The sequence below is a fragment of the Nitratireductor luteus genome (genome assembly GCF_026162365.1).
GTDB lineage: Bacteria > Pseudomonadota > Alphaproteobacteria > Rhizobiales > Rhizobiaceae > Chelativorans > Chelativorans luteus.
Genome location: NZ_JAOANW010000009.1, coordinates 125,876 through 149,202, shown reverse-complemented (window position 1 = coordinate 149,202; position 23,327 = coordinate 125,876). Strand labels below are relative to the sequence as shown.

The following is a 23,327-nucleotide window of genomic DNA, read 5'->3' as shown; positions in this document are numbered from 1 at the left end:
GCTCAGAATGATCGCGACAATCGTAAGCCGCCTTGTCACCGAAGCCGCACGTGCGGCAGGTGAGGGTGGCCTTGTCGTCAAACGGGCCAAGAGCGGCAGTGCGCTTCGCCAGGGAGAAGCAGATAGTGGCGCCCCACGAAAGGCTGATCGAGGAGAAGTTGGAAGGCCCGTCCAATCGGGCTTTCGGCTTCACTGTGGGGGGCATTCTTCTTGCCTTCGTAACGGTCAGACTTTGGTGGACCGGCCATTTGACTGTCGCAACGGCAAGCTTGGCGGTCGTCGGCGCCGTTCTTGTGTTGCTGGCCGCTACGGCGCCGGCTGTGCTGGAACGCCCGAACCGGCTTTGGACAGCGCTTGGGGTGCTGTTATTTCGGATTATCAATCCGGTCATCATGCTGGGCATCTATGCCACGACCTTTGTCCCGATCGGCATGGTGTTGCGGATGAGGGGGCACGATCCGCTCGCGCGCAGGCCCGGCAGGAAGCGTGAGAGCTACTGGATATCGCGCACGCAGTCGAAGGCCGGTGCTGAGGCGATGCGGAACCAGTTTTGAGGAACATGCGGGCTGCCGTATTCGATCGCCATGAGCTAATCGCTGAGAGAGGCTGAAAAATGGAACTGGTGCGCGAATTGTGGTCCTATATGTCCGAACGCAGGAAGTTCTGGTTGCTGCCGATTTTCTTCATGCTTGGCGTGTTCGGCGGCCTGATAGTGCTCACGCAGGGCACGGCTGTCGCACCTTTCATCTACACCTTATTTTGACGTTCTGGTGAGGCGTGAAAGCCGTGCGCATCTTGGGGGTTTCGGCATTCTACCACGACAGTGCAGCGGCACTGGTAGAAGACGGCCAAATCGTTGCCGCCGCCCAGGAAGAACGCTTCACGCGGCGCAAGCATGACCCGGCCTTTCCTGCTGGTGCGGTGAGATACTGCCTGACCGAAAGCGGTTGCAGGATGGCCGACATCGACCATGTAGTTTTTTACGACAAGCCCTTCCTCAAGTTCGAACGGCTGCTCGAGACCTATCTTGCGACGGTGCCCGGCGGCTTTCGCTCTTTCCGCGCCGCGATACCGGTCTGGGTGAAGGAGAAGCTGTTTCAGAAGAAGGGGCTGAGGCGGAAGCTGGGCGAGATTGCCGGTTCCAAGTCATGGGATGGTTCCCTGTTGTTCAGCGAACATCACGTGGCCCATGCCGCCAGCGCCTTTTTCGCCTCTCCCTATCGCAGCGCGGCGGTGCTCACGATGGATGGGGTAGGCGAGTGGTGTACCACATCGCTCGGCCATGGCAGCGGGGAGCGCCTCGATCTGCTCAGGGAGATCCATTTCCCGCACTCTTTGGGGCTGCTTTACTCGGCTTTCACCTACTACACGGGGTTCAAGGTCAACTCCGGCGAGTACAAGATCATGGGCTTGGCGCCGTACGGCCAGCCCCGTTTCGCCCAAACGATTTTCGACCACCTGATCGACCTCAAAGAGGACGGCTCCTTCTGGCTGGATCAGCGCTATTTCGATTATTGCACGGGCCTGACGATGACTTCGCCAGCCTTTCATGAGCTCTTCGGCGGCGAACCGCGCAAGCCCGACACGCCTTTGACGCAACGCGAAATGGATTTGGCCGCCTCGATCCAGGCAGTCACTGAGGAGGCTGTTCTGAGGCTGGCAAAATTCGCGCGGCAGGAAACGGGCGAGCGTCAGCTTTGCCTCGCAGGCGGGGTTGCACTGAATTGTGTCGCCAATGGCAGGATCCTGAGAGAAGGCACCTTCGACGATATCTGGGTTCAGCCGGCGGCGGGCGATGCTGGCGGCGCGGTGGGTGCCGCACTGGCCGTCTGGCATCAGTATCTTGGTAAAAGGCGGACCCCAAATGGCGGCGATATGATGAGGGGGGCTTATCTTGGCCCCGCTTATTCACAAGGGGAAATCGAACAGCGCCTCAGCGCGGCCGGCGCCGTCTATAGCATCATGCCCGAATCCGAGTTGATCTCAACGACCGTCGATGCACTCACGGAAGAAAAGGCCGTCGGGTGGATGCAGGGACGGATGGAATTCGGCCCGCGGGCGCTGGGCAATCGCTCCATCCTGGGCGACCCCCGTTCGCCGAGAATGCAAAAGATGCTCAATCTCAAGGTCAAGTACCGGGAAAGCTTCCGTCCTTTCGCTCCTTCCATCCGGCGCGAGGATCTGTCCGACTGGTTCGACCTGTCCACTGACAGCCCTTACATGCTGCTTGTCGCCGGCGTTCGCGACGACAAGCGCGTGCCGCCCAATCAGGATGAAGACGCATTGTTCGGAATCGAGCGGCTGAATGTGCCACGCTCCAAGGTGCCGGCAGTGACCCATGTGGACTATTCGGCCAGGGTCCAGACCGTGCACCGTGAAACCAATCAGCGCTACTGGGGGTTGCTGACGGCTTTCAAGGAGCGCACCGGCTGTCCGATTCTGGTCAACACGAGTTTCAATGTCCGAGGCGAGCCGATCGTGTGTTCTCCGGAGGACGCCTATCGCTGCTTCATGGGCACCGAAATCGAGCTTCTTATCATCGGCAATGCCGTGCTGCGCAAGGAGGATCAGCCCTGTGCGCTGAAAAGAGACTACAGGGAAGAATTCGAATTGGATTGAGGCGTGTCCGGGCGCAACTTGCGGCAGAGCGGAACCGCTGATGTACTATTAAAGCGATCTTTTGCCGCTTATCGAAGCTGCCGAGCGGGAGGGGGGCAGGATGGGCAAGAATATCGACAAGCCAGTGGCGCGTTCGCGCCGAACGGCAAGGAAGCGCCCTGTCGCAGGCGACCACGCCATCGAGCCATCGGCCGATTTGGCGACTGCGGGCACCCCAGCGCATGAACCCGGCCCCTCCATAGCGCGACGGATCAGCCGTACCGACGGCAAGGCGAAGCCAAAGGGCACCGGGATGGCGGGGAACCTCCTTCTGTTGTCCTTTTCGGTGGCCCTTGCAGTGGGGATCGCCGAGGTCTTTCTGGCGGCTGTGCCACAGCTTCAGGTACAGGCCGGTGAAGGCGAATATGTATTCTGTGCGCCTCCTCATTCTCGCCATCTGGAGCATCCGGAATTCGGCTACATCGAAACACCCGGTGCTAGCTATTTCGAGCGAAACAGCAGCCGCGATCCCTGGTACTATGTCAAAGTGAACGACGAAGGGTTCCGCGACAACCACAACCACGGTGGGGAGCAGGTTATCGTCCTTGGCGATTCCTTTGCGCGGGGAACGCTGGTCAACGAATACGAGACCTTTTCCAGCCTCATGAACCAGTGGTACCCCGATACGGGGTTTCGCATCTACAGCGCCGGCGGTTATGGCCAGGCAAATACCCTGAGGATTTACCAGGACAAGGGAACACGAATTCCACACCGATTGGTGATTCAGCAATTCACCCTGCCCAACGACATCGATGACAATGTCGAGCGCACAAGGATGGCGGGAGATGGCGTCGAGATAGATTTCGCGAAGATAACGGCCAAAACCACACAGGGCACGGTTTTCCTCCTGGGGGTTCATGCGTCCCTCTGGAGAACAAGCAACCTTTACAGGCTGATATATTCCTCGGTGATTCGATCCAGAGTTGAAAACTGGGATGCGCGCCGCAACATCGACAATGCGTTGGAGTTGACGCGGCGTCTGCTTGTCGGACTGGCGGAGGAGGCGCGGGCGAACGATGCCGACCTGCTTGTGCTGGTGATTCCGGGCTGGCCGGAAATCGTCGGCCGGGACGACGGCATGGCGTCCGAAAGCCAGCGTGAAATGTTGCGTGGTTTCGTTTCGCAAACGCCGAACGCATCCGTCCTCGATGTCACGCCGCGACTGGCGAGCGAGGATCCAGACCGCACCTATGGCGTCATCGACAAACATTTGACCCCCTATGGCCATTTCGTTGTCGCCGATGTCCTCGACCAGTGGCTCTGGCAGACTTGGCGCGGCGGATCGGAAGGCACGAGACCAGAGAGAGAGTTTGTCGAGTATCCACCCGTCACCGCGGATTGTACACTTGCGGACGATTATCTGGACTGGGTAAAGTCGCTATAAGGTACAACCTGCATGCCATACCAAGGGCCATAGCCCTTGGTATCAGCTGTTGCCACGAGCCTTTGCGATCATCCTCCGAACTTCCGTCCTTCATCTCCTCCGAGCAAATTCGTCCCCGGTCCAAAGGATTTGTCAACGAGGACGGGGGCGCAGCTTCGTCCGGCCGAGGAGCTTGGTGTTGTTGATAGTGCGTGCGCAATCGTGTCGGCGGCCAGAACGGCTCCCTCCTGACTGAAATGTGCGTCCGGTGCATATAGCCGCGCCGGCTCGGGATGACGGCGGAAGGCGGTCTTCAGATGGATGACATGCACATTTTCGGCCGCCGCCGCCTGACGAACCAGATCCTCGAGGTGACTAAAGCCGGGGTCTGACGGGAACAGGCCGACGAAGCGATCTACCCGAGGTATGTACAGAAGATAAAAGCATCCGCCCCAGCTTTCGGTAAGTTTCTTTGCCCGTCGCAATGTTTGCTGGAACTCCGGGATCTCCCCCGAGACCTTTGGGTAAAGAAGGCCGAGGGAGGTCCCTGTCATCTGAAGAGCGGCGAAGTTGCGCAAGAAGGATCTTCGCGCAACCAGGTCGGTCATTGTTACTTCTTCCTTGTTGATTTCATCCATGACAGAGCGGGCCTTGTGAACCGTTTGCACAGCACTGGATGGGGTACCGAATCTCGCATCCGGCTGTAGTGCAATTCTGAGCCACGGCTGGTTCAGCGACCGTTGGAGATTTTCCCAGTCGTTCCCCTCGAAAAAAGCCATCACGACATGATTGGGCTTCAGGATGGGTCCGTATCGCCCGAGCGTGGCAAGTTCGATCAGAGGACCGTTGCCGCGTATTCCCATACTCACCGTATTGGGCACATGCTGCCGCAGCCGCGATGCCAGATCCACGCCCGGCCTGAGGCAGAAGCCTTCTACGAAGGAATCGCCGAGAAGCATGAGATCGACCGAAGCTCCGTACACGCTGTCCGGATTGTTGAAGCCGTAGCGGTCGGCCTTGTAGGTGATGACCTGCCCGGGGGGTGAGCACAGCAGCGTTGTCGACCTTGGAAAGCCGGACAGCATCGTTTCCGGCAAACCTTTCACGCCGGCAAGAAGATTAAGCTGCCGCAGGGTGAAGCCGCGAACGAAGTCCTTGTCGTCCGACAGTACGGCGCGCTGATCTTCATCGAGCCTGCCGAGCAAGGCGAAGTGCACCGACAACTGGCGGATCGTGAGAAATCCTTCGAACAGAAAGAGCCCCGCCAGAAGGCTCAGCCCGTAGATCCCGACCGGTCTCGACCAACGTGGTTTTGCCAACAGTCCGACTGCCAGGAAACCCGCACCCAATAGGGCGGGCGCAAGCACATAACGCAGAAACTGCGGTATGGCGGAGGCGAACTCATCGAAATGCACCAATGCATAGAGCGTACTGGCCAGGAAATAGAGCGCAACGAGTGTGCAAGCGGTAACGGCAAGCCATACGCTCTCTTCGCGTTCCTGCTTTCCGGACATTCTCCCTCCCTGGGCACGCAGCCTTTGAAGAAACACCGAGTCCAGCTTTGGGGGCTCCAGCGGCGAAGCCCGAACTCGAAATGGCTATGGCCCCGTTTGCGGCAACGGTAATAGCTTGGTTTGGTTGGGTATCGGGCGACCTCTCGCGTGTGCAACGAACTGGGCGAGGAGGCCAAGATTTTCGACGAACGTCGCGGAGCTTATTTTCCCATCCTCGACCCAGCGGCCTTTGCGGTCGGCTGCCGCCAGGACGTCCTCAATCTCCGCTTCCCAGGCGCTGCCCCAGGCTTCCGGCGTCTTGGCGGTAGCCGTGCCGTTGCGGCTAACATCTTCCAGGCGCTCCAGAACATGCGCGACGTCGAATTCGCCTTTAAAGTTATAGTGATCCGGTGCTCCTTGCGCGGAATAGGAAAGGTTGTAGTCGGCGTCGAAATATAATGGGGCGTTGGAGCCAAGCTCGTAGAATCGAGCCCAGTCTCCATCCGGGAGTTGCACAGCGCGCAGCCACTCGGCTGCACTTTGCGCGCCCTCAAGATAGCGGCGTTCGTCTGTCAGTTCGTAAAGATCGAGCAATGCATCGATGGCGCCTGCTGTCTCCGCGGATGCGATGGAAGGGGGTTCGAACTTGCGCCCCCAGATCGGCTCGAGATCGGCATTGTAGGTTTGAGCCCAACCCGACTGGGCACCCGGCAATTGCGCCCGCAACAAAAACTCGCCGCCGCGTCGCGCGGCCGCCAGATACTCCGGCTCTTCATACAGGCGATAGGCAAGGGCGAACAGCCTGATCACGTCCCGCTGCAGGTTGTCGTTGAGGATGTAAATCTCTCCCTCGGGCTCCACATACTCCCGCGCCCAGTCGCCGGGCATGCGTGCACGCCATGCCGACGTCGTTAACGCATCCGGCATCCTGTGATCGGATCGCACGGGCCATGCACCGTTGGGATGCTGCATTTGGGCCAGGGCCCGCAGGCCGTAGACGACAGCATCGCGTACACCCTCATGGGTCCCTTCCAGCGCCCCGTCCACGAGCATCAGGAAAGCCAGTGCACTTTGGGACATGTTGTCGTCGAGCATCGTCGCGTTGCGTTCCTTGTTGCCCTCCATTTCATGGCAGGGCGGACGGTCGGCGTGGTTATCGCGGTAGCACCAGGACAGGCGCGATGCCGGATCGAATTCAAGCCGCGCCCACCAGCCGCCAGATTCGAGCTGCGTGGCACGCAGAGCTTCGGCGGTTTCTATTGCCGCATCGAGATAAAGGCGCTCCCCGGTGGCGTGGAATGCGGCGAGGAATGCCCGCCCCACCGCCGGCGTGCCGGGCGGCTGTACCCAGCCCTGCGTGTCCGTCGTGACGCCTTCACCAGACCGCCACTCGAGATCTGGCGAGACGTTCCAGACATAACTGCCGTAGCGCGCGACCTGCTCGGAAAAATAGATAGCCGCGCTCCGCATCTGATTTCCCGCACGCGCAACCAGGTCATCCGTGGAGCTCGATTGAGACCAGGAAGGCTGTGACAGGCCAGCCAACACTATCGGAACATAAATCCATCGCATGGGATATTGCCGGTGAGCCTTTCTTGCGTGCCTGTCAAATCTGCGCGGACCGGCCCGGCCGGCCCACGGGATTCGTAGTGAAAAAAACCGCTCATCGACCGGATTCTAATGAAGCCGTCAGCAGGCTTGGAGGGAGAAAAAACCTGACAGGCGCGCGGCTGATCCTATGGGGGCCGGACTGCCCACTTTCATTATCATAGCGGTGCACCCGGTCTGGCCGCGATCTTCCGGGCGGTAGCGAAGGTGTTGCACGGGCAGCACTACGGGGGTCGGATGCAGCGCAACCCGGCACAGAGGCGGCCATGCATATTCGCGACGTGGTAGAAATCAGCAGATCGAACGGCCGCCTACCGGCGCGATTGATCGAGGCGAGCTACCAAGCCAGTCAGGACGGCCTTGTGGCTCTTGTGCTGCGCGATATTTCACCGCAAACGGTCAATCTCATCTTGGATCCAATCGTTCCGTCGTTACCGCTGAATATCCCGGGTGTCCTTTACATTGACGCCGACGATGAAACGCGCGTGCGTGAAGCCGTTCTTTCCGCGGAAATCATTTTCGCGGCAACCGCGGACTTCCGCGCCATGGTGTGCCGGTGGGGAGTCGCGCCTCGGATGATCGTGCCGGTCAGCCACGCTCATCGACACGGCCACGACATTGCCAGGCGCATGGGCGACAGCCGTGGTCAAAGCGGTGTGTGCGACGCAACGTCTGCCCCTATCCCCACGAATCCCCAGACGGCCAATTCTGCCTGGAAAGCACAACCAGAACAGCGCCTGAGCCGGGATGCCGGAAACTGCGTAAAACCGGAAACGGTGGCGGGGTTTAACTGACAAACGTTGGGTTTCGCGCCCCTTTGCAAGCCTGGCCGATCTCTCAAGGATGGCGGAAGCCGGAACGCCTGTCGGCGTCCTAGGCAACAGCCTGCGTGTCAAAGCGCAGGCCGATGTTTCTACCGCTGTTCGACAGAGGAGCTGGTCGTGATGGACAACAATCTGGCCGCCAAGGAAGTACAGGCACGCAGGTTCGGCGCGCGCACGAGGAAGTCGGTGCGCGACGGGGCGGTCGGGAACCGTTGGCCCTACTATGACGAGGAGCAGATCGAGGACGCCATGGCCGTGCTGCGATCCGGCAAGGTCAATGCGTGGACGGGTGGCAAGGTGACCGAGTTCGAGGATACCTATGCAGCGTTGCTCGACCGTCGCCGCGCGATCGCACTGGCGAATGGAACGGTTGCGCTCGATGTCGCGCTTCATGCGATCGGCCTTCAGCCGGGCGATGAGGTCATTGTCACGCCACGCAGCTTTGTCGCTTCCGCCGCCTGCGTGCCGATGGCCGGCGGCGTGCCGATCTTTACTGATGTCGACCCGGAAAGCCAGGCCATAACCGCGGAGACCATTGCGGAAGTGCTCACCCCGCGCACCAAGGCCGTCATCGTGGTTCACCTGGCAGGCTGGCCCGCCGACATGCCGGCGATTATGCGCCTTGCCCGCCGGCATGGGATATTCGTGATCGAGGACTGCGCTCAGGCTCATGGCGCTACATTTGCCGGCCACCCGGTCGGAAGCTTCGGCGACATATCGGCCTTCTCCTTCTGTCAGGACAAGATCTTGAGTACCGGTGGCGAAGGCGGGCTTCTGGCAATGGACGACGAGGTGATCTGGAGGCGGGCCTGGAGCCGAAAGGACCATGGCAAGGCCTATGAGACAGTGTTCCAGAAAGGCCATGCGCCCGGCTTCCGCTGGCTTCATGAAAGCTTTGGCTCCAACTACCGGATGACGGAAATCCAAGCAGCGATCGGCCTGAGGCAGCTCGAGCGGCTGCCCGGCTGGCAATCGCAGCGCGCGGCAAATGCAGCCGTTCTTATCGATGCCTTGCGCGATCTGCCGGGGTTGAGAACCCCGCAGCCGCCGCCGCACATGCGGCACGCGTGGTATCGCTTCTACACATTCGTGCGGCCCGAAAGGCTGAAAAACGGCTGGAGCCGGGATCGGATACTGTCAGAACTCAATGCATCCGGTGTTGTCGGTTTCACGGGGAGTTGCCCGGAGATCTATCGGGAAAAAGCCTTCACGGATTCCGGCATGGCCCCACCGGCGCGTCTTCCGGTCGCCGCCGAACTCGGAGAGACAAGTCTGGCGTTTCTGGTCGACCCCTGCCAAAGCCGCGCCGCCATGCACAAGGTAGCCCGCGCTGTGTGCAGGGTCATGCAGGAAGCTACGGCCGATCTGACGCCTGGCATCGCGCGACGGCGCGCGGCACTTGTATCGTAGCTGTTTGCAGAGCGGGTGGCACGAAACAGATGCGCGTTACCATCCTGGTTTCGTCAGCAGGGCGACGGGTCGGTCTCATCGAGTGTTTCCGCAGGTCTGCGGCGACGCTCGGAATCGAGCTGGACGTGCTCGCTTGCGATCGGGAGCCGCAGCTTAGTGCAGCCTGCCAGGCGGCCGACCGGGCCTTTGCGGTGCCTAAATGCGACGATCCGGGATTCGTGGAAGCGATGCTCGATATCGTGCGCGAAGGCGGTGTCCAGCTTGTCGTTCCGACAATCGATCCGGAACTGGCACCGCTTGCAGCTTCTGCGGAACGGTTCAGGTCCGTCGGCGCACGCGTACATGTCAGTCCGCCCTGCGTCATCGACGTAGTCCGCGACAAGCTCAAGACGGCTCAGGTGATGGAGGCAGCCGGTGTTCCTGTGCCCTGGACCGTGCCGCTCGAGGCAGCGCATGCCTCCGCCTATCCGATCGTCTGGCCGATGTTCTTGAAGCCCACCGGCGGCAGCGCAAGCCGAAACATCAAGGTAGCGAACAGTTCTGCGGATCTGCCCGAAGTTCCCGATGAACCGATGATACTGCAGCAATTGCTCATCGGGCCGGAATACACGGTCAATATGTTCCTCGACCAGGACGGCGTGTTGTGCAACGCCGTGGTGCATCGGCGTTTGCGCGTTCGTGCCGGAGAGGTCGAGAAAGGGCAGACCGAGCGCGTTCCGGTGCTCCGCGAACTGGCGGAAGGTGTCGCACGGGCGTTACCGTCTGCGCGCGGCGTTCTTTGCTTCCAAGTGATTGTGGACAAGAGGGTCGGGCCCTGCGTCTTCGATATAAATGCGCGGTTTGGCGGCGGCTATCCGCTCGTTCATTACGCGGGTGCTGAATACACGCGTTGGCTGCTGGAGGAGGTAGTCGACCTGCCTTCGACTGCGCATGACGATTGGCGCTCCGAGGCGTTGATGCTGCGCTACGACGCGGCGATTTTCCGTGGGTAGGGGTCATGTCCGCGCCGACACTGGTCGTTTTCGACCTCGACGACACCTTGTATCTAGAACGCGATTTCGTGCTGAGCGGCTTTGCCGCCGCCGATGCTTGGCTCCGCCGGACGGCCGGCGTGGATGGGCTTGGCCAAGCGTGCCTCACGTTGTTTGCGGCGGGAGAACGGCTCCACGTTTTCGACCTGGCGTTGATGAAACTCGGCCTAGGGCCTGATCGCGGGCTGGTTGAGCAACTCGTAGAGGTCTATCGGTCGCATCGACCGGATATCGACCTGACTGCCGACGCGGCGCGCTATCTCGTCTCGCGCTCCCGCGATATCCCTTGCGCCATGATAACCGATGGCCCAAGCTCCACTCAGCGCGCGAAAACGCTTGCGTTGGGGCTCGAGGAATATATCGGCTGCATCATCTGCACCGGAGCGTTCGGTCAGGGCTTCGGCAAGCCGCATCCACGTGCTTTCGCACAGGTCGAGAAGTGGGCCGGACCTGCGCGCGCCCCGCTCGTTTACGTGGCGGACAATCCGGTCAAGGATTTCGTGACTCCTCGCGCCCGTGGCTGGTATACCGTGCAGATAGCGCGTCCCGCGCGGATTCATCATCTGACGGCTCCCAGTGCCGCACATGAGCCTCATGCGCGCATCACCAGCCTGGATGCACTCGACGAGTGCCTAGCCTGGCTGCAGCGCGATCGCGGCATCCGCACCGGCCATGATGCGGTGGAAATGTAAGGTTTTTCCTGTCGGGGAAGTGTCGTCATCCGACCTTATAGCATCTTGCCGTCGGGTGGGATCATCTGGCGTCCGCATAGTGTCGTCCATCTCACGGGGCGACGCATCGCTATTTCGTATCGCTGCTCAGCCGTAATAGGGCAGGGCGCTGTGGTGGGGGGCATCGATTGTCTTTACCGGCCACCGTTCACTCACTTGGTCGGCGTGCCCGCAGGTTCTGGCGCGACGAGGCGTCGCTGCGTGCCCGGCTCGTCAGCATCGGTCATTTGATTACCGGCAACATCATGAACTCGGTCGTCGGGCTCCTGGCCTTCGTGGTAACGGCCCGCGCCCTCGGTCCCAATGACTTCGGCATCCTCGCTCTTACATACAGCTATGCCCGATCAGTTCAGCTCCTGATCGCGTTCCAGACCTGGCAGCCGCTCATCAAGTATGGCGCCGAGGAACGGGGGCGGGAAGATGGAAACGCCTACAGGGCATTGATGAAATTCGGTCTTCTCGTCGACCTTTCGGCGGCGCTGACGGCGTACGGAATGGCAGTCGGCTTCGCCCTGATCTTCGGACCGCTTGTCGGCATCAGCGATAGCAATGTTCAGCACGTTCTTATCTACTCGACCGTCCTGTTGTTTCAGGTCGACGGGTTTCCGACAGCCGTTCTGCGTCTGGCCGGCCGATTCAGGCTGATTGCATACGGCTCGCTGATCAGCACGATATTGCGTCTCATTCTGTGTGCTGCAGGCTTTTTGGCGGGCGCCGGTCTTTCCTATTTCGTGGTTGCTTGGGCGGTGAGTCAGGTTGCCGGTTCGCTGATCTCTCTAACCCTGGCCTTTGTCGAACTGCGCCGCCAGGGAGTCCGGAACCTTCTGAAGGCGCCACTGACCGGAGTGACGAAGCGTTTCAACGGGCTATGGGCTTTCACTCTCGGCAGCAAGGTCGAAATGACGGTGCGTTCAAGCACAACGGAGTTCGACACTCTGCTCGTTGGAGCGCTCGCTGGGGCGCCCGCGGCCGGGTTTTACCACGTGGCCAAACGTCTCGGCCGCCTCGTGCTGCATTTGGGGGTTCAAGTGCAGGCGGTGGTTTATCCCGACATCTCCCGGCTGTGGGCGCAACGGGCGGTATCGGAGTTTCGCCGCATCGTTCTGCAGACCGAGATCTTCCTGCTGGCCTTCGGAGTAGCGGTGTTCACGGCCGCGTTGCTCTGGATCGAGCCGGTGCTCCACTGGACGGCTGGCCCCGAATTCGAGGCGGCAGGTCCCCTGGTCGTCGTGCAGTTGATCGCAGTGACGATGATGCTGAGCGGCAGCGCGGTGCGTTCGGCACTTCTTGCCATGGGGCGCCAACCAGTCGTTCTGAAAATCGTCGTCGTTTCAACACTTGTCTTCCACGCAACGGCGCTCGCAATGATTCCCGTACTGGGCGCAATGGGGGCGAATGTCGCCCATGCGGTGATGGGAGGGCTTTGGCTTGCCGGATTGCTCATCGCTTTCCATGGAGAAATAAAATCGCATCCCAACGCCCTGCCTCCGGACGCGCCAGATGCAACCCTGCCGAAAGAGGAGCCTCCGCGCATCGGTGAGACGCGACGGAGATCTCTGACTGACAATACGGCCACAAGCTGCTGATTTTCCTGACGGAGCAATGGTTTCAGCCAGAAAGGTTTATGCGTATCTTCAGTTCAGGCATCGGCACGGTTGCCTCCAGAAACCGAATTCGGGTTCCGCCGCTCCTCTTGAGGATTTCATGCTTGCTCGACCTATCTCTGTTTGCTTTCCATTCGTCGGCGATGAGATTGGCGGCAGTCATGTCTCGGCGGTCCGGTTTATCCAGGCTTTGGACCGCCGCTTTGTGCGGGCTCTTGTGGCGCTACACGTCGTCGACGGGCCGCTGGCGGGCTACCTGACCGAGCGAGGCATTCCCTTCGTCAGAGCTCCTGCCAGGCCGTTTCCTGGCCGCAATTCCCAGCCCGCCGCTGCGCTGCGGGGTCTGCGCTATACAATCCGTGCACTGGCACCGTTAACCCATTTCCTGAAAGAGAACGATATCGACCTTGTCCATACTAATGATGGTCGTATCCATGCGGTGTGGGCCTTGCCGGCGCGGCTGGCCGGGGCGCGGCAGGTCTGGCATCATCGTGGCGATCCGGATGCGCGCGGGGTGAACTGGCTGGCGCCTCTGGTGGCAGGCCACATCGTGACGGTTTCCCGGTTCGCAAGGCCGCAACGTCCGCTGGTCGACGTTAGCCGGAAGCTTTCTGTCATCCATAGCCCGTTCGACGTACCGTCTGAAACCTGCGACAGGTCTGCTGCCCGAGCAATGCTGATCGAGGCGCTCGGCTGCTCTTCCGAAACGCTGTTCCTAGGCTATTTCGGCGTCCTGATCGAGCGCAAGCGGCCCTTGGATTTTGTCGAAGCTGTTGCTGCCTATGTCCGGCGCTATCCTGAGATGCCGGTAATGGGGTTGTTGTTCGGCGCTCCTGGAACCGAATCCCCCGAACTCGGGCAGGCGGTGACACAGCGGGCCGAAGCACTCGGTATAGGCAGCCGGATTCGGCTGATGGGTTTCCGCAGCCCGGTGGAACCGTGGATGCAGGCGATCGACATTCTTTTGATCACCGCTGTTCGCGAGCCCTTCGGGCGCACGCTGATTGAGGCGATGTTCCTTGGTACGCCGGTCGTGGCGACCGATGACGGCGGCAATCCCGAAGCCATCGAACATGGTGTCACCGGCCTTCTCGTGCCTCCCGAGGCGCCGGAGCGTTTCGTCGAGCCGGTACATTCGCTCCTGACCGACCGCGGCTACCGAAGCCGGATCACACGGGCTGCACGCGAATGCGCCTACGCCAGCTACGGCGTGGAAACGCATGCGCGCGAGCTCATGGCGATCTATCGCGTGCTGCTCAGCGGTCAAGAGCAACCGCGCAATATTCAGCGCAATTCCGATCAATGGACGGTTCGATGACCTTTGACGATATCCATTTCCTGATCATCGGCGCGACAAAGAGCGCCACCACTTGGCTGCAGCGATCTCTTCAGGCGGACCCTGTCGTTTCGATGCCGGATCCCGAACTGCATTACTTCAGCCGCGAGTTCGCCAGGGGCGATGACTGGTATCTAGCGCAATTTCCGTTGAATGACGGCGAGCGCGTGGTCGGAGAAAAATCAAACTCCTACCTGGAAAGGCCCGAGGCGGCCGACCGCATCGCCCGAAAAGTGCCGAACGCCAAGCTTGTGGTACAGCTCCGCAACCCCGTTGAACGCGCCTATTCGGACTATTGCATGATGTACCGGCGCGGCGAGGTGGGCAGTGATATCGAGCGCTATCTCGACCCCACCCTATCGCACGATACCCGCCTGATTGGCGCTGGCCTCTATTATCGTCAGCTACAGATCTATTTCGACCGCTTCCCGGACGAGCGCATCCTGGTCACTCTTTATGAAACAGTGGGCGCTTGCCCCAAAGAGCAACTCGCCAGGGTTAGAAATTTCCTGGGATTGTCCGACGACGGGTCGGATCACCTGCTGCGCGGCAAGGTGAAGGACAAGACCGTTCCGATGCTGAGCCCCGCCATGCGCCGCCTGTTTCGCCCGCTCAAGCCGGTTGTCGCACCTCTGCGGGAGACTACGTCGTTTCGCCGCCTGCACGCTGCGTTCGCAAAGGAAATACACTATCCGCCATTGCCAAACGCTCTGCGTCAACGGCTGATCGACCACTACGAGCCGGATGTCGATATGCTGGGCCGTCTGCTCCGTCGCGACTTGTCGCATTGGCTGCGCGGGTCCCTTGAAATGCCGGGAAGTGACGGGGAAAGGAGAGCGGAGACATCCGAAACGGCAACTGCGCAAAACCGGAAGCTGCCGCAGGGCTTTAACTGACACGCCTTGCGTTTCCGGCTGCTTTGCAGCGTTCTGCACTTGCAGCAAAATAGCAGAAGTTACAAAGGCTTCGGAACGGCCGTTCGTTGTGTGGAGAAGGTTTCACACAGCTACCCGAAGGCATTCCGAAAGCGAAACGGATGCAGAGCGAGATTTTCACGACGCGCGTCTGATAGCTGATCAGGCGCCCGCACTCTTTCGCTCCACGCTTAGAGGTCTGTCTGCATGGACAATAATCTGGCTGCCAAAGGAGCGCATTCGCGGAATTTCCAGAAGGTGCCCGCACCGCTTTCGCTGCTGGCCGCGGCTCCGAGCAGAAATTCCTTCTATCGCGGGGTCCGCTCCAGGTTCACCTCTCTGGTGAAGTCGACCATTCACAACCGCCACCTCTATGCGGTGGATCTGGCATTGGGCGCGGTAGCCATCGTATTAGCGATCTGGCTCCGTCTTGGGTCGCAAGTGCTTCTCGCTGATACCACGACAGCAATGTCGGTCGGCTCGATAACGGCAATGTTCGTGATGATTTGTGCGGTCAGCTTTCCGGCCGCCGGTCTTTACAAGCGGAAATGGAAATTTGCGTCGATCCTGGACTACATCGTTCTTGTGCTGGCCGTTCTCTTCGCTTCCGCGATCTTCACGGCCTACCTGTTCTTCTATTCGGGCCTGGCCCTAGTGCCGGGCTCCGTGATTGCCATCGAGGTCGTGACGCTTGTGCCGCTGCTGGCAGCGGTTCGGCTCAGTTTCCGCCAGGAGGACCTTAAATTCCGGATACCGTCCGCGCGCGCGGCATCGGAAAACTCCGACTGCATGCTGCCCGTCCTGCTTGTCGGTGCGGGACATGAAGCCGATCTCTATCTGCGGGCGCTTCAGCGCGACCGCAATTGCACTTACTGGCCGGTGGGCTTTCTGGATAATTCACCGGCCGAGATCGGAACGACGCTTCGCGGCGTTCCCGTGCTGGGCACCACCGACGACTTTGAGGCCGTGATGGACGAGTGCGAGGCGCGCGGGGAAAGACCGCGCCACCTTATCTTCACCTCACCGCCTTCATCCTTCGAGGGAGAGGCGGCCGAACGGCTGATCGAGCAGGCCGATCGCATGGGCATGGCCATTTCCCGGCTCAATCCTGTAACGGAGCTGCGCAGCACCCGCTTCACGAAGGAATTTGAGCTGCGGCCCATCGAACTCACGGATTTGCTCGAACGGCCGCAAGCGGCACTCGATGTTGCCGCTCTCCAGCGCTTCATTCGTGGCCGGCGCGTGCTCGTAACCGGCGCCGGCGGATCGATCGGTAGCGAGCTGACAAAACAGGTGGCAGCGCTTGGCCCTTCGCATCTGGCCATCATCGACAGCTGCGAGTTCAATCTCTATTCGATCGATCTCGAGCTTTCCGAACAGTTCGCCCACGTGCCGAGAACGCCGCATCTTTGCGATGTGCGCGACCAGCACCGGGTAAACGAGGTTTTCCTGAGGCATAGGCCCGAACTCGTTTTCCATGCCGCCGCCCTTAAACATGTGCCCATGGTGGAGCTCAATCCCTGCGAAGGGGTGCTTACCAACGTCTGCGGCACCCGTAACGTGGCTGATGCCGTGCGGCGATGGCGCGCTCTCGGTATGGTGCAGATATCCACGGACAAGGTGGTGAATTCGTCCAGTGTCATGGGCGCCACCAAACGGCTTGCCGAGCTTTATTGCCAGGCGCTTGATCTTGAAGGCTTGAGCCAGCCCGGCGGTCCCCGTTTCATGACGGTGCGCTTCGGCAATGTTCTCGGCTCGAGCGGATCGCTCATACCGCTGTTCAAGCGCCAGCTGGCGCATGGCGGGCCGCTGACGGTGACCCATCCAGAAATGAAGCGCTTTTTCATGACCATTCGCGAGGCGGTCGAGCTTACTCTTCAGGCCTCGGCATACGGTCTGGAAAAGGAACTGGGACAGGGCGAGATCTTTGTGCTCGACATGGGCGAACCCATCAAGATCATAGACATAGCGCGGCGCATGATCCGACTGGCCGGATTTACTCCGGACAAGGATATACATATCCAGATTGTCGGCTGCCGGCCAGGAGAAAAGCTGTTCGAGGAACTTTTCGACGAAGCCGAAAAGAGAGTCTCGCCACCGGTTCCGCGTGTCCTGGGCGCGATGCCGACGCCGGTGCCGATTCCGGTGCTGCAGGATGTGTTCGCAAAGTTGCAGGCTTGCGCTCAGGATGGCGACACGGACGGTCTCTTCGCCTCGATCCGTACTATCCTGCCTCGCTTCGGTAAACGCCAGGGTGAAGGCCCCCGCCCTGTGGAGCAAGCTGCAGGTGCAGACTTCAAGCGCGCGGCAAACATGTGAGGCTTGCCGGGCGCTCGGCGGCGCCGCCGTTCGAATACCTCTCTTGGGCGGCAGGCAATTTCCGAAAGGCTACGGCATTAGGCCGACACCGCTGCATAAGCGATGTCGGCCCTCGGACGTCCACCCGTTCTTGGTCACACGGCCTCGACCAATCTTTCGCGAGCGGCCGCCAGATCGGTAAAATGCGTTGGCGTTCTGGGCCTCGAGCCGATTCCGGAATAGGCGAAACCGAAGCGGGTTACTTCCTCTTCGGAATAGATATTTCGCAGGTCGACCAGGACCGGCTGTGCGACCACCTTCTCGAGCCGTTGCAGGTCCAGGGCCCGGAACTGCTCCCATTCTGTGAGGATGCAGATGGCGCTGGCGTTTCGGGCGGCTTCATAGGGGCTCGCGTGGAATGCGACATCGGACCACAACGCACGCGCCTGATCCATGCCCTTCGGATCGTAGGCGCTGACATTGGCCCCGGCATCCTGAAGTGCCTGTATGATGGAGATTGACGGCGCCTCACGCATATCATCGGTATTCGGTTTGAAAGTCAGCCCGAATACAGCGATCGTCTTGCCGCGGACATTGCCGCCTGCGGCTTGGATGATACGGCGCGCCATGGCGCGCTTGCGGGTATCGTTGATCGCTATCGTCGTTTCGATCAGACGCAGCGGACTGTCACAATCCTGCGCCGTCTTGACGAGAGCCACCGCATCCTTCGGGAAGCAGGAGCCGCCGAAACCCGGCCCGGCATGGAGGAACTTCGGGCCGATGCGGTTGTCCGCGCCCAATCCGAGGGCCACCTCCTGAACGTCCGCATCAACCTTTTCACACAGATCCGAGATCTCGTTTATGAAAGTAACTTTCATCGCAAGAAACGCGTTGGAGGCGTATTTGATCAGCTCGGCCGAGCGGCGCGAGGTGAACAGGATTGGCGATTTGTTGAGAAACAGCGGCCGGTAGATTTCCGCCATCACCGCGCGTGCGTGCTCATCCTCTACGCCGATAACGATTCTGTCGGGATGCTTGAAGTCCTGAATGGCGGAGCCTTCGCGCAGAAACTCCGGGTTGGAGGCAACTTTGATGACGCTGCTCTGCCGTCTTTCATGGATGATACGCTCGACCTCGTCCCCTGTGCCGACGGGAACGGTCGACTTCGTTACGACGACGGTATTGTCCTGTAAGGCCTGGGCGATTTCACGCGCGGCCTGGTAGACGTAGGAGAGATCCGCGTGGCCGTCGCCGCGTCGGGAGGGCGTTCCCACGGCTATGAAAACGGCATCTGCGCCCTTGACTGAACCGGCGATATCCGTGGTGAAGGATAGACGACCGTCACGCATGTTCTGGGCGACAATCGCGTCGAGACCGGGCTCGTAGATCGGAATTTTCCCGCGCTGCAGCGTATCGATCCTGGATGCGCTCTTGTCCACGCAGACCACCGTGTGGCCGAAGTCAGCCAAGCATGCGCCTGTTACAAGTCCGACATAGCCGGAACCAATTATAGCAAGTCTCAAGACGCTTCTCCAATATCGCGATGGGGTCTAGTTCCCGTGCGCGAATGGAAGAACTTCCTGGTTGGTGCGTTTACGACGGTGTTTCCATTTCCGATTGGCCACCAACGCCGCCGGTCCCCTCATATTTCGCGCAACTCGTTGATTTTAAGCGAGAATTAGATGGTTTTGGAGGATTAAAACCCTGACAGGCTCTGCGGCAAAACCGTAGCGGCAGTTCGCTACACTGCGATGTCTTGCCGGGGCCGGAGGCGGAACTGCCGGGCTGCGTTCCCGCGGTGGGCTCACAGCGATTGGACAACCTCATTTGAACTGCAAACCAGGGGCCGGAGAGAAGTTGAGGCTTTTTATTTCAGCGCAATCGCTGCTGCGCGTTCGGCTTCGCCCCAGTCATCGACGGTGTTGACGTTGAAAAAGGGATCGATGGGGTCGGTCGGCCAGTTAACGGCGGCAACGCGGTAGCGGGCGGTCCAGCGGTCGATCTTGCGGATTTCCTCCTCTACCAGCGCCTGCCGCAGGGCATGGCGAAGCTTGACGTCCCACAATCCGATCACGGGATGCGTCCGCTCGTTCGAGGCCGCCACCGCAAGCTCGGCGCCTTCTTTCCGCCGTGCCTGCTGCAGGCCAGCGACGAGGTCGCGCGGCAGGAACGGGCAGTCGCCAGCTACGCTGACGACCCAGTTGTTGTCGGGCAGGTTGTTCGCAGTCCAGTCGAGCGCGGCAAGCACGCCGGCGAGGGGGCCGGGAAAATCCGCCACGCTGTCGGCGACAACCGGCAGGCCGAAACCGGCGAAGCGCATCGGATCGCCATTGGCGTTGAGGATCAGCGCATCGCATTGCGGCCGCAGACGCTCGACGATCAGGTCGAGAATCGGCCGCCCGGCGATCGTGCGCATGGTCTTGTCGCCGCCGCCCATGCGCCGGGCGAGCCCGCCGGCCAGAACGACGCCCACCGCGGGCGCTTCAGTCGGCCCCTCAATCGGCATTGCCGGCAGCCTTGCGCTGGTGGCGGGGAGATTCTTCTTCGACCGCCGCAAGATCCTGGTCGTAGACCAGGCGCTCCTGGCCGGACAGAACGGTGAAGCGCTTGCCGCGCGCGCGCCCGACCAGGGTCAGGCCGACCTGACGGGCAAGGGCCACGCCCCAGGCGGTGAAGCCGGAGCGGGATACCAGGATCGGAATGCCCATGCGCACTGTCTTGATCGTCATTTCGGATGTGAGGCGGCCGGTCGTATAGAGGATCTTGTCGCCGGCATCGACGCCGTGGCGGAACATCCAGCCGGCAATCTTGTCGACGGCATTGTGGCGGCCAACATCTTCCATATAGCAGACGGGCTCGCCCTTGACGCAAAGCACGCAGCCGTGGATCGCGCCGGCTTCGAGATAAAGCGAAGGCGTCGTGTTGATGGTGCGGGTCATCTCGTAGAGCCAGGAGGTGCGCAATTCCGCCTCCGGCAGCATGATGTGGTCGATGGCCTCCATGAGGTCGCCGAAGGCGGTGCCCTGGGCGCAGCCCGAGGTGAGCGTCTTCTTCTTCAGCTTCTGCTCGTAATTGGTGTTGCGTTCGGTGCGCACGACGACGGTTTCGATGTCCTCGTCGTAGTCGACGCCGGTCACCACGTCGTCCGGCTTGAGCATGTTCTGGTTGAGCAGATAGCCGAGCGCCAGATATTCGGGATAGTCGTTGATCGTCATCATGGTGACGATCTCCTGGGCGTTCAGATAGAGCGTCAGGGCGCGCTCGACCGGAACGTTCACCTCGATCGGCTGGCCGGTGTGATCGATGCCCGCCACGCGCTCGGTCAGGCGCGGATCTTCAGGCCGGGGCATGATCGTCAGGGATTGATTTCCGGCGGTTGTCTCGTACATGTCTTCTCCAGCAGTCACGCCTTAGAACTAAAGCATCCGCCTGGGAAAAGAAATCGCTTTGGCGCAGCGCTATTGCATGTGGGGCGCGGCAAATGATTTGCTAGTTGTAGCAAGGTCCGGGAGGATTCGGGGATGCAGGGCGGTATTCCAACTCCGATTCTTCCCATCAGCTCGCGGCAAGGAGACTGACAGCCTCATGGCGCAACTTTCCGACGACTGCTTTGCCTTCGGCGGTCCGCTGATGCCGGTCGACGAAACCGTTGCGCTGATCCGATCGCGGCTCGGCGCGGTGGAGGAGACGGAGAGCGTTCCGATCGCTTCGGCCGACGGCCGGGTGCTGGCCGAAAACATTGTCGCGCCGATCGCGCTGCCGCCCTACACCAATTCGGCGGTCGATGGCTATGCGCTGGCCGGCGGCGAGATTCCGCGGGATGCGCCGCGTGCGTTCGCTGTTTCCGGGCGTTTGCAGGCGGGTTCGCCCGAGCGCTTGAGGATTGCCGCTGGTCAGACCGTGCGCATCTTCACCGGCGCGCCGATGCCCGAAGGCGCCGACACGGTTTTCATGCAGGAGGACGTGCAACAGGCCGGCGAGGGCCGCGTGATCCTGCCGCCCGGCCTGCGCCGTGGCGCTAATGTGCGCCCGCAAGGCGAAGACATCGCGCAGGGCCAGACCGTGCTGCGGCAGGGGCAGCGGCTGCGCCCGCAGGACGTTGCGCTGGCGGCCGCACTGGGCGTGACCGCAGTGAAGGTTCGCCGCCCGGTCCGCGTGGCCGTGTTTTCGACCGGCAACGAGATCGTGGAGCCGGGTGCCGCGCGCGGGCCTGCGCAGCTCTTCGATTCCAACCGCTTCATGCTGACGGCGATGCTCGCACGGCTCGGCTGCGCCGTCGGCGATTTCGGCATTCTGGATGATGATCAAGCGCCCATCGCCGATGCGCTGGAGAACGCCGCGGCGGATTATGATCTTATTCTCGCGTCCGGCGGCGTTTCGACCGGCGAGGCAGATTACGTGAAAGCCGCGGTAGAGAGCGTCGGGTCCCTGGTCTTCTGGCGCGTGGCGATCAAGCCCGGCCGGCCTGTTGCCATGGGTGTGGTCAGGGGCATGCCGTTCATCGGACTGCCTGGCAATCCGGTGGCGAGCTTCGTCACCTTCGCCCATATTGCCCGTGCGGCGGTGCTGGCGCTCGCCGGCGCAATCGATCCGCCCCCGCTGTTCACGCCGCTACGCGCAGCATTCACCTATCGCAAGAAGCCGGGGCGCAGGGAATATGTGCGCGCCAATCTTCGACCGGGCGAGGATGGCGTTATGGAAGCGGTAAAGTTTCCGCGCGAAGGCGCAGGTCTCCTGTCCTCGCTCGTCGAAACGGACGGGCTGATCGAGCTCGATGAAGAGACCGTCGAGGTAAGCCGCGGCGATACGGTGCGGTTCCTCCCATATTCGAGCATGTTCTGACCATGACAGGCGGCAAATTGACAAGCACGCCGGGCTGGACCAACGTCGCGTCATGACAACCGATATTCTCGATCTCTCGGGGCTGAAATGCCCGCTTCCAGCTCTCAAGACGCGCAAGGCGCTGAGCCGGCTGACGCCGGGCAGCCGGCTCGAAGTCCATTGCACCGATCCGCTGGCGGCAATCGACATTCCCAACCTGCTCAACGAAACCGGCGACCGGCTCGAGGGCTCGCTTCGCGATGGCGACCGCCTCATCTTCCGCATCGAGAAGGCCGGGGCGGCATGACGGCGACGGAACCCGATTACCTGACCACGCGCGAGCTTGCCGATCTGCTGCGCATCAAGGAGCGCAAGGTCTATGACCTTGCCGCCAGCGGTGATGTGCCTTGCGTCCGGGTCGTCGGCAAACTCTTGTTCCCGCGCGGCGAGGTCGCGGCCTGGATTGCGGCCTCGCGTTCCGGACCGACGGCACCGACCGCACGCGTGCCGCTGATCCTGGCCGGCAGCCACGATCCGCTGCTCGAGTGGGCGTTGCGCGAATCCGGCAGCGGCATCGCAGCCTTTTTCGACGGCAGCCTGGATGGCGTGGAGCGCCTTTCCCGCGGGGAGGCGGTTGCCTGCGCCATGCATGTGCATGAGGGTGAGGGGGCGTGGAACACCGACACGGCGAGGCGCGCGGTGGGCGATCGGCCAACGGTGCTGATCGAGTTCGCGCGCCGTCAGCGTGGCCTGGTCGTGGCCGCGGGCAATCCTCAGGCGGTGACGGGCTTGCGCGACATTGCCGGTCTCCGTGTCGTGCGCCGCCAGCGGAGCGCCGCCAGCCAGCGCCTGTTCGAGACCTTAGCCGGAGAGGCGGGTATCGACGTGGCAGCATTGGCGGGGCCCGCCTCTCCGGCGCTCACGGAGGACGAGGCCGCGCTGCAGGTGCAGGAGGACAAGGCTCATGTGGCCTTCGGCCTGGCGGCGATGGCGGCGCGCTATCGTCTTGGCTTCGTACCGCTTCTCGAGGAGCGGTTCGACATATTGGTCTGGCGCCGTGACTATTTCGAAGCGCCGTTTCAGACTTTCATGCGCTTTCTTTCGGGAAAGCCGTTTGCCGACCGGGCCGGCGAACTGATGGGTTACGATATCAGTGGGCTTGGGCGCGTCCATTTCAACAGCGATGCAGGGTGATCGATTCACTGTCTCACGGAAACGCTGAACCGATCCAGCTGT

At 61.2% G+C, this 23,327-nt stretch carries 20 protein-coding genes; 15 read left to right on the top strand and 5 right to left on the bottom strand.

The features are described from left to right. Window positions 1-125: 125 nt before the first annotated feature. The 4 genes from N1058_RS14710 to N1058_RS14695 all read left to right on the top strand — a co-directional run bounded on the left by N1058_RS14710 (window position 126) and on the right by N1058_RS14695 (window position 4,042). Window positions 126-554, top strand: a complete 429-nt coding sequence (locus N1058_RS14710; protein ID WP_265518345.1) for an SxtJ family membrane protein — start codon at window positions 126-128, stop codon at window positions 552-554. Between the two features lie 59 nt (window positions 555-613). Then, window positions 614-763, top strand: a complete 150-nt coding sequence (locus tag N1058_RS14705; RefSeq protein ID WP_265518344.1) for a DUF5989 family protein — start codon at window positions 614-616, stop codon at window positions 761-763. 23 nt (window positions 764-786) lie between these two features. Next, the gene (locus tag N1058_RS14700) at window positions 787-2,619 is read left to right on the top strand and encodes a carbamoyltransferase family protein (RefSeq protein WP_265518343.1); all 1,833 of its coding nucleotides are present in this window, start codon (window positions 787-789) and stop codon (window positions 2,617-2,619) included. A 100-nt stretch (window positions 2,620-2,719) separates the two neighbouring features. After that, entirely contained in the window at window positions 2,720-4,042 is a 1,323-nt protein-coding gene (locus N1058_RS14695; RefSeq protein WP_265518342.1) for a hypothetical protein, read from the top strand. Window positions 4,043-4,110: 68 nt separating this feature from the next. On the opposite strand, the gene N1058_RS14690 is transcribed toward N1058_RS14695, so the two are convergent. Both N1058_RS14690 and N1058_RS14685 read right to left on the bottom strand, forming a co-directional pair. Beyond that, window positions 4,111-5,535, bottom strand: a complete 1,425-nt coding sequence (locus N1058_RS14690) for a GDSL-type esterase/lipase family protein (RefSeq protein ID WP_265518341.1) — start codon at window positions 5,533-5,535, stop codon at window positions 4,111-4,113. A gap of 84 nt (window positions 5,536-5,619) precedes the next feature. Continuing rightward, window positions 5,620-7,062, bottom strand: coding sequence for a pectate lyase (locus N1058_RS14685; protein WP_265518340.1), 1,443 nt, complete (start codon window positions 7,060-7,062; stop codon window positions 5,620-5,622). 326 nt (window positions 7,063-7,388) lie between these two features. Between N1058_RS14685 and N1058_RS14680 the strand changes: the two genes are divergently transcribed. The 8 genes from N1058_RS14680 (at window position 7,389) to N1058_RS14645 (ending at window position 17,291) form a co-directional block, all read left to right on the top strand. Next, window positions 7,389-7,916, top strand: coding sequence for a hypothetical protein (locus N1058_RS14680; RefSeq protein ID WP_265518339.1), 528 nt, complete (start codon window positions 7,389-7,391; stop codon window positions 7,914-7,916). A gap of 150 nt (window positions 7,917-8,066) precedes the next feature. Further along, entirely contained in the window at window positions 8,067-9,356 is a 1,290-nt protein-coding gene (locus tag N1058_RS14675) for a DegT/DnrJ/EryC1/StrS family aminotransferase (RefSeq protein ID WP_265518338.1), read from the top strand. Window positions 9,357-9,385: 29 nt separating this feature from the next. Then, entirely contained in the window at window positions 9,386-10,348 is a 963-nt protein-coding gene (locus N1058_RS14670; protein WP_265518337.1) for an ATP-grasp domain-containing protein, read from the top strand. Between the two features lie 5 nt (window positions 10,349-10,353). Next, window positions 10,354-11,079: an HAD family hydrolase gene (locus tag N1058_RS14665; protein WP_265518336.1), complete on the top strand. Its 726-nt coding sequence runs from the start codon at window positions 10,354-10,356 to the stop codon at window positions 11,077-11,079. Between the two features lie 167 nt (window positions 11,080-11,246). Next, window positions 11,247-12,704, top strand: coding sequence for a lipopolysaccharide biosynthesis protein (locus N1058_RS14660; protein WP_265518335.1), 1,458 nt, complete (start codon window positions 11,247-11,249; stop codon window positions 12,702-12,704). 118 nt (window positions 12,705-12,822) lie between these two features. Further along, the gene (locus N1058_RS14655; protein WP_265518334.1) at window positions 12,823-14,040 is read left to right on the top strand and encodes a glycosyltransferase family 4 protein; all 1,218 of its coding nucleotides are present in this window, start codon (window positions 12,823-12,825) and stop codon (window positions 14,038-14,040) included. Then, window positions 14,037-14,954, top strand: a complete 918-nt coding sequence (locus N1058_RS14650) for a sulfotransferase family protein (protein ID WP_265518333.1) — start codon at window positions 14,037-14,039, stop codon at window positions 14,952-14,954. The genes N1058_RS14655 and N1058_RS14650 overlap by 4 nt, the downstream gene beginning before the upstream one ends. Window positions 14,955-15,179: 225 nt before the next feature. Beyond that, window positions 15,180-17,291 carry a nucleoside-diphosphate sugar epimerase/dehydratase gene (locus tag N1058_RS14645; RefSeq protein WP_265518332.1) on the top strand — a complete coding sequence of 704 codons (2,112 nt, stop codon included), beginning with the start codon at window positions 15,180-15,182 and terminating at the stop codon, window positions 17,289-17,291. 134 nt (window positions 17,292-17,425) lie between these two features. Here N1058_RS14645 and N1058_RS14640 read toward each other — a convergent pair whose 3' ends face one another. The 3 genes from N1058_RS14640 to fdhD all read right to left on the bottom strand — a co-directional run bounded on the left by N1058_RS14640 (window position 17,426) and on the right by fdhD (window position 20,659). After that, window positions 17,426-18,793, bottom strand: coding sequence for a UDP-glucose dehydrogenase family protein (locus N1058_RS14640; RefSeq protein WP_265518331.1), 1,368 nt, complete (start codon window positions 18,791-18,793; stop codon window positions 17,426-17,428). A 344-nt stretch (window positions 18,794-19,137) separates the two neighbouring features. Then, a complete protein-coding gene (gene mobA / locus N1058_RS14635) occupies window positions 19,138-19,776 on the bottom strand; it encodes a molybdenum cofactor guanylyltransferase MobA (protein WP_265518330.1) in 639 nt (212 codons plus the stop codon). Further along, window positions 19,766-20,659 (bottom strand): formate dehydrogenase accessory sulfurtransferase FdhD, encoded by an 894-nt coding sequence (gene fdhD / locus N1058_RS14630; protein WP_265518329.1) that lies wholly within the window; start codon window positions 20,657-20,659, stop codon window positions 19,766-19,768. Before fdhD ends, mobA begins: the two co-directional genes overlap by 11 nt. A 196-nt stretch (window positions 20,660-20,855) precedes the next feature. Here fdhD and N1058_RS14625 point away from each other — a divergent pair, with 196 nt between their 5' ends. The 3 genes from N1058_RS14625 to N1058_RS14615 are packed head-to-tail and all read left to right on the top strand — an operon-like array spanning window position 20,856 to window position 23,285. Next, the gene (locus N1058_RS14625) at window positions 20,856-22,112 is read left to right on the top strand and encodes a molybdopterin molybdotransferase MoeA (protein ID WP_265518328.1); all 1,257 of its coding nucleotides are present in this window, start codon (window positions 20,856-20,858) and stop codon (window positions 22,110-22,112) included. Window positions 22,113-22,164: 52 nt separating this feature from the next. Continuing rightward, window positions 22,165-22,398, top strand: coding sequence for a sulfurtransferase TusA family protein (locus tag N1058_RS14620; protein ID WP_265518327.1), 234 nt, complete (start codon window positions 22,165-22,167; stop codon window positions 22,396-22,398). Continuing rightward, entirely contained in the window at window positions 22,395-23,285 is an 891-nt protein-coding gene (locus N1058_RS14615) for a helix-turn-helix transcriptional regulator (RefSeq protein WP_265518326.1), read from the top strand. Before N1058_RS14620 ends, N1058_RS14615 begins: the two co-directional genes overlap by 4 nt. Window positions 23,286-23,327 lie beyond the last annotated feature (42 nt).

Bases quoted from the DNA above. Each gene is read 5' to 3' on its own strand.
- N1058_RS14705 (WP_265518344.1), top strand. From the start codon at position 614: ATGGAACTGGTGCGCGAATTGTGGTCCTATATGTCCGAACGCAGGAAG.
- N1058_RS14695 (WP_265518342.1), top strand. From the start codon at position 2,720: ATGGGCAAGAATATCGACAAGCCAGTGGCGCGTTCGCGCCGAACGGCA.
- N1058_RS14690 (WP_265518341.1), bottom strand. From the start codon at position 5,535: ATGTCCGGAAAGCAGGAACGCGAAGAGAGCGTATGGCTTGCCGTTACC.
- N1058_RS14680 (WP_265518339.1), top strand. From the start codon at position 7,389: ATGCATATTCGCGACGTGGTAGAAATCAGCAGATCGAACGGCCGCCTA.
- N1058_RS14675 (WP_265518338.1), top strand. From the start codon at position 8,067: ATGGACAACAATCTGGCCGCCAAGGAAGTACAGGCACGCAGGTTCGGC.
- N1058_RS14670 (WP_265518337.1), top strand. From the start codon at position 9,386: ATGCGCGTTACCATCCTGGTTTCGTCAGCAGGGCGACGGGTCGGTCTC.
- N1058_RS14665 (WP_265518336.1), top strand. From the start codon at position 10,354: ATGTCCGCGCCGACACTGGTCGTTTTCGACCTCGACGACACCTTGTAT.
- N1058_RS14655 (WP_265518334.1), top strand. From the start codon at position 12,823: ATGCTTGCTCGACCTATCTCTGTTTGCTTTCCATTCGTCGGCGATGAG.
- N1058_RS14650 (WP_265518333.1), top strand. From the start codon at position 14,037: ATGACCTTTGACGATATCCATTTCCTGATCATCGGCGCGACAAAGAGC.
- N1058_RS14645 (WP_265518332.1), top strand. From the start codon at position 15,180: ATGGACAATAATCTGGCTGCCAAAGGAGCGCATTCGCGGAATTTCCAG.
- mobA (WP_265518330.1), bottom strand. From the start codon at position 19,776: ATGCCGATTGAGGGGCCGACTGAAGCGCCCGCGGTGGGCGTCGTTCTG.
- fdhD (WP_265518329.1), bottom strand. From the start codon at position 20,659: ATGTACGAGACAACCGCCGGAAATCAATCCCTGACGATCATGCCCCGG.
- N1058_RS14625 (WP_265518328.1), top strand. From the start codon at position 20,856: ATGGCGCAACTTTCCGACGACTGCTTTGCCTTCGGCGGTCCGCTGATG.
- N1058_RS14620 (WP_265518327.1), top strand. From the start codon at position 22,165: ATGACAACCGATATTCTCGATCTCTCGGGGCTGAAATGCCCGCTTCCA.
- N1058_RS14615 (WP_265518326.1), top strand. From the start codon at position 22,395: ATGACGGCGACGGAACCCGATTACCTGACCACGCGCGAGCTTGCCGAT.